The organism is Actinomadura rubrisoli, from assembly GCF_004349215.1.
GTDB lineage: Bacteria > Actinomycetota > Actinomycetes > Streptosporangiales > Streptosporangiaceae > Spirillospora > Spirillospora rubrisoli.
In genome coordinates, this window is the sequence record NZ_SMKU01000339.1 from 1 (window position 1) to 10,329 (window position 10,329).

The 10,329-nt window shown below is 70.9% G+C and carries 8 protein-coding genes; 6 read left to right on the forward strand and 2 right to left on the reverse strand.

Annotation, left to right across the window (positions count from 1 at the left end):
* Window positions 1-2,303, forward strand: a 2,303-nt coding sequence (locus tag E1298_RS38440; RefSeq protein WP_131902310.1) for a protein kinase domain-containing protein, incomplete at its 5' end; no start/stop codon positions are given.
* A gap of 39 nt (window positions 2,304-2,342) precedes the next feature.
* Here E1298_RS38440 and E1298_RS38445 read toward each other — a convergent pair.
* Complete coding sequence (locus E1298_RS38445; RefSeq protein WP_131902312.1) at window positions 2,343-2,960, reverse strand: dihydrofolate reductase family protein; 618 nt, start codon at window positions 2,958-2,960, stop codon at window positions 2,343-2,345.
* A 394-nt stretch (window positions 2,961-3,354) separates the two neighbouring features.
* Complete coding sequence (locus E1298_RS38450; RefSeq protein WP_131902314.1) at window positions 3,355-5,001, reverse strand: bis-aminopropyl spermidine synthase family protein; 1,647 nt, start codon at window positions 4,999-5,001, stop codon at window positions 3,355-3,357.
* Between the two features lie 599 nt (window positions 5,002-5,600).
* On the opposite strand from E1298_RS38450, the gene E1298_RS38455 reads away from it, so the two are divergent.
* From E1298_RS38455 to E1298_RS38475, 5 genes are all read left to right on the forward strand, one after another.
* Complete coding sequence (locus tag E1298_RS38455; RefSeq protein WP_131902315.1) at window positions 5,601-6,104, forward strand: lytic polysaccharide monooxygenase auxiliary activity family 9 protein; 504 nt, start codon at window positions 5,601-5,603, stop codon at window positions 6,102-6,104.
* A gap of 142 nt (window positions 6,105-6,246) precedes the next feature.
* Entirely contained in the window at window positions 6,247-6,999 is a 753-nt protein-coding gene (locus E1298_RS38460; RefSeq protein WP_131902316.1) for an SDR family oxidoreductase, read from the forward strand.
* 150 nt (window positions 7,000-7,149) lie between these two features.
* Complete coding sequence (locus E1298_RS38465; protein WP_131902317.1) at window positions 7,150-8,055, forward strand: RNA polymerase sigma-70 factor; 906 nt, start codon at window positions 7,150-7,152, stop codon at window positions 8,053-8,055.
* 469 nt (window positions 8,056-8,524) lie between these two features.
* Window positions 8,525-9,037 (forward strand): papain-like cysteine protease family protein, encoded by a 513-nt coding sequence (locus E1298_RS38470; protein ID WP_207945090.1) that lies wholly within the window; start codon window positions 8,525-8,527, stop codon window positions 9,035-9,037.
* A gap of 1 nt (window position 9,038) precedes the next feature.
* Window positions 9,039-9,833 (forward strand): hypothetical protein, encoded by a 795-nt coding sequence (locus tag E1298_RS38475; RefSeq protein ID WP_131902319.1) that lies wholly within the window; start codon window positions 9,039-9,041, stop codon window positions 9,831-9,833.
* Window positions 9,834-10,329 lie beyond the last annotated feature (496 nt).

Consider the following 10,329-nt stretch of genomic DNA (forward strand, 5'->3'; position numbering starts at 1 on the left):
GGATGGGCCTGGTCTACCTCGCGCGGTCGCCAGGGGGACGGCTGGTCGCTGTCAAGGTCATCCACACCCACCTGACCGACGACCCGCTGTTCCGTGCGCGTTTCCGGCGGGAGGCCGAGGCCGCCAAGGCGGTCAGCGGCTTCTACACCGCCCCGGTCGTGGACGCCGATCCGTACAGCAGGCCGGCCTGGCTGGCGACCGCGCATGTCGCGGGCCCCGACCTCAACGACGTCGTCGTGACGCACGGGGCGCTGCCGCGGGCCATGGTCACCGCTCTGGCGGCGGCGCTGTCGGAGGCGCTCAAGGCGATCCATGAGGCCGGGCTCGTCCACCGTGACCTCAAACCGTCCAACATCCTGCTCGCCCAGGACGGGCCGCGCGTGATCGACTTCGGGATCGTGCACGCGGCCGACGGCACCGAGACGATCGGCGGACTGGTCGGGACGCCCGGCTACATGTCGCCCGAGCAGGCCGAGGGACGGGAGGTCCAGCCCGCGAGCGACGTGTTCTCGCTGGGGGGAGTGCTGTACTTCGCGGTCACCGGCCGCCCCCCGTTCGGGGCCGGCGACCTGCGCGAGGTGCTGTGCCGCGTGGCGCAGGAGGAGCCCGACCTGGCACCGGTCCCGGCGGCGCTGCGCGACCTCATCGCCCGGTGCCTGGCCAAACGCCCGTCCGAGCGTCCCACGCCGGACCGGCTCCTGGAGGAGTTGGCGGACTCGGTCACGGCGGACCCCGCGGACTGGGCGGCAGGGCCGCACACCCCGATGATCGACGAGTACGTCACCGAGATGTCCTTGTACTCCCCGGCGCCGGCCCCACCTCGTCCGGTGCCCGAACCCGAGGCGGTGTCCGAACCCGACGCGGTGCCCCAATCCGACGTGGTGCCCCGATCCGACGCGGTGCTCGTACCGGAACCCGCGCCAGCGCGTGCGCCGGAGCCCCGCCGGGTGGTGACGAGGCGCGCGCCGTTATCGTGGCCGCCCCAGCCGTCCGGAGAACGACGGCCGCGCCGTCCGCCACGCTGGACGGGCTGGGCGGTGCCGGCGGCCATCGGGCTGGTGATCACTCTCGTGGTCGTCCTCGACGGCGGGAACGCCGGTACAGGCGCCGGGTTCCAGCCGTGGTCCGTCGACAACGTGAACGGCAGGGCTGTGATACTCGACGGGCTGCTGTATATCGGGAAATCCGACGGTGCTGCCGCCTACGACCCGCGAACCGGCAAGCGGCGCTGGAAGTCGAAGTCGGGCGAGGCAGAGGTCGCCATCGGCCGGTACAGCGCCGTGCTGCTCACCCGCAGCGACACGCATCTGAGCGCGCTCGACCCGATGTCGGGGAGCCGGCGCTGGCGGATTCCGCTGAGCGTAGACGGCTGCGTGGGGCCGTCCGGCCCCACGGGCCACGTTGTGGTGATCGACGGCACCGGGCCGCCGGGCGGCGGCGAGGTCCGGCTTTCGCTGGTGGACGCGGTGACCGGCACGCGGCTCGCGGACAGGACGCTGAAGGCGGGCCACTGCGGGAGCGGCGCGGACATCAACGGAGACCGCGTCAGCGTCATCGCGTCCGGGAAGACGGGCCAGGAGGACGACACCCTGGTCTCCATGGCCGCGGGGTCGAGCGCGAGCTGGCGCGCCACGCAGGGGGACGCCCGCTTGGTGACGTCCGACGACGAGCACGTCTACACGGTCATCGGGAAGGGGGCCGACGGGCTCCGGATCCGCGCATACGCGTCCGGAACGGGGCGCCTGCGCTGGGACATCCCGTTCCGGGTCTCCGACGACGACGGCGACTTCTCGGCGGCCTATTCCTCCTGGGCCATGGCGCTGCCCGTGCGGTCCCGCCTCTACGTGCTCAGTGAGGACGGCCTCGACGCCTTCGACACCACGAATGGGCGGAGGCGCTGGGAGTCGTCCTTCAACGTAGGAGCCGACGCGAATTTCTTCGTCCTCGGAGACATGGCCTACGTGTGGTGGGACGCCACCAAGCTCGGCTTCCTCCACTACATCGAGCGGACGGCGATGGCAGCCGTCGACCTCACCAACGGCAGGCGCCTCTGGCGGAAGACGACGAACTCGGGCGCGGACATCGCATGGGCCGACGACCGCGCCGCCTATGTCGCCTCGTTCAGGAAGCGCCGGTTCCGGTCCGACGAGAACGCGCTGATCTCTCTCGACGCGCGAACCGGGACGCAGCGCTGGCGGCGGGGCATGGACGCCGACGACCTGATCGTCGGGTCCGGGATCGTCTACGTGCGCGACGGCGACACCCTGGAGGCGGTCAACGCGTCCACCGGCGAAGGGCCCTGACGCGGGAGCGGACGGCCTCACTGAGATCCCTCTGTGGCGTCAGCTGTTCTCCGGCTGGGGCAGATGTGCCTTCGCGTCGTCATAGGTGCCCTCGGGAGCCGATTCAGCCGGGGCGTAGACGAGGTGCAAGACGCCGGTGGTGAACGTCTTGGAGGAGAGCAGCCTCAGCGGGATCGGCTCGCCTTCGTCGAACAGGCGCATGCCCGACCGGACGGCGATCGGGTGGACCAGCAGGGACAGTTCGTCCAGGAGGCCCGCGGCCAGCAACTGGCGAACGATGGAGACCGATCCGCTGATGGCGATGTCCGTCCCGCCCTCCTGGAGTTTCAACGCGGTGACGGCCTCGATGATGTCGCCGTGCAGTTGCTCGGAGTTGCGCCAGGTGAACTTCAGGTCCTGGCCGGAGACCACGATCTTGCGGGCGTCGCCGAGTGCCTTGGCCATGGCGGCGTCATCGCCACCGGCGGCCTCGCGGTCCGGCCACGCGCCGGCGAAACTGTCGTAGGTCTTGCGGCCGAGCAGGATCGTGTCCGCGGTGCCCAGCTGCTCGGAGACGGCCACGCCCATCTCGTCGTTGAAGTAGGGGAAGTGCCAGTCCTGAGGGTCCTGGACGACGCCGTCGAGCGAGATGAACAGACCGGCGGTGATTCTCCGCATGGAACCGCTCCTTGATCGTTGTGTGGTGTCACCAGGTCTGACCATGGCTGGAGCGGAAACTCATCGCAAGGCGGCAGGAAGCTTCCGCGACGAGCGGCGGTGCCTGCCGATCGGCGCCGTTCCGTCGGACGTCATCGGCTGACCGGGCTGCGGGCGCAGCTCGCGGAGGCCGCCCGGCTCGCGCAGTCCCTCCTGGACGGCGAGGCGACGGCCACGGTCGGGCACACGTCCCTCAAGCCGGCCGCGTCCGGGACGGCGGTGGACGTCGCTCCGGCGGCCTTGCGCGTGTGCGGCATGGCGGCTACACCGAGGACGGCCCCTTCTCGGTCGCGTGGATCGTCCGGACCTGCTGATCGGCAACGATCGGCTGGCCGATGTCAACGCGCGGCTCGCGCTACTGGCCCGGTCCGAGTGAGGGGGCGGCCGCCGGATCCGCGGAGGGCGCCTGCGCGACGGCCTCCTGGACGGCGCGCTCGGCGCGGACCAGCGAATCGCGCACCGCGCCGAGCAGGTCGCGCAGCCGGTGCAGCGGCAGCTCCAGCAGGGTGACGTCCTTCGCCCACGGCGCGGTCTCGTCGACGACCGTGCGCGCCTGCCGCTTGTTCAGCTCCGGCCGCAGAACGATCAGCGCGTCCCGCCAGGAGTTCGCGATCTTCCCGTGCGCCCGGTCCATGATCGTGCGCACCACGCGCTCGGCCTCGTCCTGCGGCAGCGGACGCCGCACGGCCTCCAGCACGCCGCCTCGCGCGGCCAGCTCGTACACGGGGTCCAGCACTTTGGCCAGTTCGCCGAGCCGGACCTCCTCGGCCGTGTAGACGCGCAGGTGCCCGGCGCGGGTCGCCAGCAGCACGCGCGGCAACGCCGACTCCAACCCCGCGGGCAGGGCGACGGCGACCTGCCCCAACCGGGCGGCGTACGGCTTGGCCAGCCAGGTCGTCAACCGGACCCGGGGCAGCTTCGGCAGCACGCCCTTGGGCCATCCGCCCACCAGCGCGTCAGGCTGGAAGCCGCCGGCGGTGACCTCGTCGACCGGGACGGCGACCGGCTCCCGCGACTCCACCGCCTGCGGCCCCTGGGTGTAGATGGCCGTGCTCACCTGCTCGCTCCGCGCGGTCGCGGCGGGCAGGCTCTTGGTCGTCGGCCGCAGGATGTACAGGTCCGCGGCCGAGCCGATGGCCTCCGCGCCGAAGTAGCGGTTGAAGTCCGGATAGACCGCTTCGGAGACGACGTTGAGGTCCAGCAGCGCCTTCTGCACCTTCAGCGCCAGCATCGGGGTGCGCTCGCTCGCCCCGTACGCGAGCAGGACCCGGCCCCGCGCCGGCTCGCGCAGCCCCTCGATGGCCCGTGCCACGAAAAGGCCGATGCCGTCGGGGGAGTACGGCGGGTCGGTGATGGCCAGGTCGGCGTACCCGCGGGCCGCCGGCGCCAACCCCAGCCGCAGGTCGGCCCAGCGGGTGCGGACATCGAGGCCGAGGCCCGCGGCCGCGGAGTCGATGAAGGCCAGGATGCGCTCGTCGATGTCGACCACCGTGGTCTGGACGTGCGGGTGGATCATCCCGATCGCCAGCGAGGTCAGGTCGTGGTCGCCCACGCACAGCAGGCGGGTGTCCCGCAGCCAGAACCGGGCGCCGAGCAGCAGCGCCCGCCGGACGACCGTCTCGGGGGTCGCCGCGACGTGGTCCAGCGCCTGCCTGCTCCGGGGGGCGCGTTCGATGAGCTCGTGGAGGCGCTCGACGACCGCGGCGTGCTCGGGCAGCAGATGCTCGACGGGGTCGGCCGGGCTGAACGGAGGACGCCCGGCATCGAGGACCTCGGCATACCGGCGGACCTGGTCGGACCCGAGCCGGAACCGGTCGCCGGAGCGTTCGGGGCCGATCTCGGCGAGCAGTGCCTCGACCGCCCGCCGCGGCGCCGCGGTCTCCCGTACCAGCGCGGCCGGCGTCCACCACTCGCCCTTGCTCAGCAGGGTGAGCGCCCTGTGCAACCGGCGAGGATCCATATCGGCCGGCGCGGGCAGTCCCGGCTTGCCCTCGTCCTCCATGCCGGGCAGTGTAGGCGACCGGCCGACCCGGACGAGTGTTTCCGGAGACGCGCCTCACGTGGCCGAATACCACGTCCCGACCGCCCGGGGCGTCCCGACCGCCCGGGGCGTCGCGGCGAAATGGTCGGCGGCGTAGCGGACGGCCGCGGCGTGCTCACCACCGAACGCGCGTGCGGAAAGACAGGACCGCCCGGCGCGTGCTTTTTCCGCTGCGCCGCCCAGCCCGCCGCCCAGATACCGTGGCGCATCGATTAGGCAGGTATTGCCGATCGATCGCCCGGTTTTCGGAAGGCCTTGACGATTATTTCCTGTGCGCCGGAGTGGTTCGGGTGTTGGCCTGCGGCGGTACGGCATGGGCGAATCCGCGGGCATCGGCGACGTCTTGCCCTTGACGGGACGGAGAGTTAACGTCCAGTCACCTAATAGGAGAGTTTCCTATTGATGGAGCCCGCATGCCCCGCTCCCCTCCATCGCCCGCCCCGCCAAGGCCATGCCTATCGGAGTCGCGGCCCTTCTCGCCCCGGCTTCCCCTTATCGGCTCCGCGCGAGCCGGTGACCGGGAGAAAACCTGTCCACCCCGCGAACACAGGGAACCCCGCATGAAGTCATCAGGACGCAGGCTCGCCGCGGTCGCGGCGGGCGTGGGAATCGCACCTCTCGTCACCGTGGTACTGCCCGCCACCTCGGCCTTCGCCCACGGCTACGTCTCCTCGCCGCCGAGCCGGCAGGCTCAGTGCGCGCAAAGGACCGTCCAGTGCGGCGAAATCCAGTGGGAGCCGCAGAGCGTCGAGGGACCGAAAGGTCTGCGAAGCTGCAGCGGCGGAAACGCGAGATTCTCCGATCTCGACGACGACAGCAAGGCGTGGAAGCCCACCGCCGTCGGCCAGTCGGTGACCTTCAACTGGACGTTCACCGCCCAGCACAGCACCAGGGACTACGAGTACTACCTCGGCGGCAAGCGCATCGGCGTGTTCAACGGCCGCGGCTCGTCCCACACGGTCAATCTCGGCGGGGTGACCGGGCGCCAGAAGGTGCTGGCGGTCTGGAACATAGCCGACACCGCCAACGCCTTCTACGCCTGCATCGACTTGCAGGTGCAGTGACGGACCCGCGGGTGCGGTGACACAGATCACCGGCACCGACCTTGGAGGTCTTTCGCCGGACCTGTCACAGGCCGGACGGCTGTCCTGTCTTAGCTGGCGACCGGAGGACGAACGGGCGCCCCGGCGGACAGGAAGGCTTGTCATGAAGATCGTGGTAATCGGCGGCACCGGCCTGATCGGGTCGAAGCTCGTGGCGAGGCTCGGCGAGCACGGCCACGAGGCCGTGGCGGCCTCGCCCAACACCGGCGTCGACACGCTCACCGGCAAAGGGCTGGCCGAGGCGCTGGCCGGCGCGTCCGTGGTGATCGACGTGTCGAACTCCCCGTCCTTCGAGGACGCCGCGGTGCTGGACTTCTTCGAGACCTCCACCCGCAACCTGCTGGCGGCGGAGGCGGCGGCCGGAGTGCGCCACCACGTCGCGCTGTCGGTGGTGGGCACCGACCGGCGGCCCGACATCGGCTACTTCCGGGCGAAGATCGCCCAGGAGAGGCTGATCAAGGAGTCGCCGATCCCGTTCTCGGTCGTGCACGCGACGCAGTTCTTCGAGTTCGCCCGCAGGATCGCCGACGGGGCCGCGGACGGCGACACGGTCCGGATGCCGTCGGTGGCCTTCCAGCCCATCGCGGGCGACGAGGTCGCCAAGGCGGTCGGCCGGGTCGCGGTGGGCTCGCCGCTGAACGGGTCGATCGAGATCGCGGGCCCCGAGCGGACCCAGATGGACGATTTCTTCCGCAACGCCCTGGAGACCTGGGGCGACCCGCGCAAGGTCGTCACCGACCCGCACGCGCACTACTTCGGAGCGGAACTGAACGAGCCGGACCTCGTGCCGGTCGGCGACGCGACCCTCGGCGAGGTCAAGTACGCCGACTGGCTGAAGGACAACCCGCCCACGTGACGACCGCCGCCACCGCCCGCAGGTCTCTCCCCGCCCAGCGGTTCACCCGCTGGGCGGGCCGTTGAGAACGCTCGCGTATCTTGTCGTAGCCGTTCGACGGGAAGAACGGGTGAGACGAGCGCGGCGGCCGGCGGAACGGGGGCGACCAGCATGGGCGGAACGGGGGCGGCGAACCGCCCCGGCGGGCGGGACGATCTCGAAGCGGCCGCGGCGGCGTTCAACGGCGTGCGGCCGCGCCTGTTCGGAATCGCGTACCGGATGCTGGGCAGCTCCGCCGAGGCCGAGGACCTGGTGCAGGACGTCTGGCTGCGCTGGCAGACCTACGACCGGGGCACCGTGGAGGACGTCCCCGCGTTCCTGGCGACGGCGACCACCCGGCTCGCGATCAACGTCCTGCGGTCCGCGCGGGTCCGCCGCGAGACCTACGTCGGCCCGTGGCTGCCCGAACCCGTCGACACCGGCGCCGACCCGCACCTCGGCGCCGAACGCGGCGAAGCCCTCGGTTTCGCCGTCCTGCTCCTGCTGGAGAGGCTCTCACCCACCGAGCGCGCGGCGTACGTGCTGCGGGAGGCGTTCGACTACCCCTATCCGCAGATCGCCGGGATCCTCCAGGTCAGCGACGTGGCGGCCCGCAAACTCGTCAGCCGGGCACGCGCGCACCTGCGGTCCGCGCGCCGCGCGCCGGTGACCGGCGCCGACCAGCGCAGGCTGCTGACCGCCTTCGTCGCCGCCGCCCGCGCCGGCGACCTCGCCGCGCTGGAGGACATCCTGGCGGCGGACGCGGTCAGCTACTCCGACGGCGGCGGCGCCGTCCGGGCGTCCCGCTTCCCGGTGGTGGGCGCGTCCCGGGTGGCACGGTACGTCAGGGCGTTCGCGGACCGGTTCTGGACGGGGGTGGACGTGCGGTGGGGCAGCGTGAACGGGCAGGCGGCCGCCCTGCTCGGCCGCGACGGCGAGGTGTTCGCCGTCCTCACCGTCACCGCCTCCGACCAGGGCATCGACCAGGTGCTGTGGATGATGAACCCCGCCAAGCTCGCCGCGGTGAACCCCGCCTGATCCGAGGACATCGGCGTCGGCGACCCCCTGTCCGTCCGGCTTCGGCCGTGAGGATAAAAGGCATCCACCATCGGATTGGGAGATCGCCCGGGGCCGTTACGCCGGGACGCGGCGCGTCCGGGGCCCACACGTCACCGTCACCCTGCCTCACCTGCGGCGACAGGGGTATAGACATCAGTTATCCCCTGCTGGCATTACCTGTGTTTTGTCGCAAATGAGACTGTAATGGCGTTCCTTCGGCCTTTCGCCCGGGGCTCCCCGCCCGAAAGTCACCCGGCACCGGAAGGACCCGCGAGGTGCGCCATTCGTCCTCCGACGGCCAGTGCTCCCGTTCGGCAGAGAGGGCGTCCGCGCACCCGTGCCCAGGCGAGAGGTCCCACGGCGCTAGCCAAGAGAGAGGCGGAAGCGAATGAGAACGCGTATCCGACCTGCCCGAAAACGCAGGCCGTTCGCGGCCGGTGTCGCGGCAGTGGCCGCTGCCACCTTCGCGATGTCGTCCGGGGTCGCCTGGGCAGGCGAACTCCAGATCGACCAGGAGGTCCAGGAGCAGGACCAGTGGTGCTGGGCCGCGAGCGGGCTGACCATCGCCAAGTTCCTCGGCAAGGGAGACGTCAGCCAGAACGACTTCTGCAACCTCGCGCGGAACCTCCCGCAGGGCAGCGATTGCCCGAACGAGGCCGGCTATCTGGAGTGGGACCAGACGGCGTTCCGAGCGCTCGGGCTCACCCCCGGCCAGGTGACCGGGCCGCTGTCGTACCAGGCCGTGGTCGCCGAGATCGACGGGAAGCGCCCGATCGAGACCGGCATCTACTGGACGGCGGGCGGCGGCCACGCCCAGGTGATCTACGGCTACCAGGGCCAGATCCTCTCCTACGGCGACCCGTGGCCGTACAGCCCCAGGTACGGCGAGATGAGCCACAGCAGCTACAAGCGCAATGGCGAGTTCCGTTGGGGCGAGGCCCTGTCGAAGGTGGGGGCGTGACATGCGGACCACAGCGAAAGTCACCGCAGCGGCCCTGATCGGCGGAACCGTCCTCATGGGCGGCAACGCGGCACAGGCCGGGGCACCGCCCTCGGACGAGGCCGCCGCGCAGAAGGCCGCCTCGTCCGCGGCGGCCCAGCAGCGGCTCGGGCAGTTCTTCGTTCACCTCGACCAGCACCAGCGCGGTCAGCTCACCAACCAGGCCGTCACACCGGCGGCGATCGCGGCAAAGGCGCCGACGCTGGAGGGTGACGTCCACCGCGTCTACTCGCTCAACCCCGAGTTCGTCAAGGGGACGCCGAACGCTCCCGCCGCGCGGTTCGCCTACATGGCGGTCGGCGCGAAGTCGGCGACCGGGCAGCACGCGACGGTGTGGCTGACCAAGTCCGGTGCGAGTTGGACGATCATGAACGTGATCTCCGGCTCCGAAGAGGCCGTGTACCCGGCGAAGGCGGACGGCGGCATGGTGTTCACCGAGCCGCAGATCCACGCCTGGTACCGGCTCAAGGACGGCCGCGTGACGGCTCTGAACGACACCGCCAAGACGTCCGTCGCCAAGGGTGTGACGGTCGGGTCGTACCAGAAGCTCGTGCACGGCCGCTACGCCGACAAGCTCCCCGGCTCCGCGTACCAGCGTTCCGGGAAGCTCGGCGGCTTCTCGCCCACCACCGGCGTCAGCGATCGGGCGCCGGACAGGGGCCCGGCGCCCGTGCTGCTCGCGCTCGGCGCGGGCGGCGTGGTGACCGCCGCGGGTGTCGCCCTGGCGCGCCGACGCCGCACCCCGGACAGCCACTAGGGCGTTTTCCGGCGGGTTCCGGGAACCGCCTTCCTTCTCGGAACCCGCCTCCGGGTCCCGGCCACGGGTGACGCCGGATGTGCCTTCGGGACGCTCGTCCCGCCATTCGCCGTGGAAATGTCCGTGCACCGCATCCCGGCCGATATCCACTGGATTGAATACGCAGCACGCCCGATGCTCACAATCAGTGACGCCGTGGGAGCTGAACAGGAACTTGTGGAGGCCGTCACTTACCGTCATTCGCCGAATGCACATCGATCGCACTGGCCTTCGCCTGGCATTTGATAGCCGGCCACCGCAAGTCTTGGCAGTTTTGACCCTTGTTGGGGACGCCGTCTTTTCTGCACAATTCCGGAAATCGTCATCCTGGGCCGACCCCCCTCCCCGCCATCCCCAGGAGCTTCCGTGAGACCCATCCCCCTCGCCTGGCATTTGATAGCCGGCCACCGCAAGTCTTGGCAGTTTTGACCCTTGTTGGGGACGCCGTCTTTTCTGC

What these genes read in the sequence shown, in the direction of transcription:
- E1298_RS38445 (WP_131902312.1), bottom strand. Translation starts at nt 2,960, where the DNA reads ATGCGGAGAATCACCGCCGGTCTGTTCATCTCGCTCGACGGCGTCGTC.
- E1298_RS38450 (WP_131902314.1), bottom strand. Translation starts at nt 5,001, where the DNA reads ATGGAGGACGAGGGCAAGCCGGGACTGCCCGCGCCGGCCGATATGGAT.
- E1298_RS38455 (WP_131902315.1), top strand. Translation starts at nt 5,601, where the DNA reads ATGAAGTCATCAGGACGCAGGCTCGCCGCGGTCGCGGCGGGCGTGGGA.
- E1298_RS38460 (WP_131902316.1), top strand. Translation starts at nt 6,247, where the DNA reads ATGAAGATCGTGGTAATCGGCGGCACCGGCCTGATCGGGTCGAAGCTC.
- E1298_RS38465 (WP_131902317.1), top strand. Translation starts at nt 7,150, where the DNA reads ATGGGCGGAACGGGGGCGGCGAACCGCCCCGGCGGGCGGGACGATCTC.
- E1298_RS38475 (WP_131902319.1), top strand. Translation starts at nt 9,039, where the DNA reads ATGCGGACCACAGCGAAAGTCACCGCAGCGGCCCTGATCGGCGGAACC.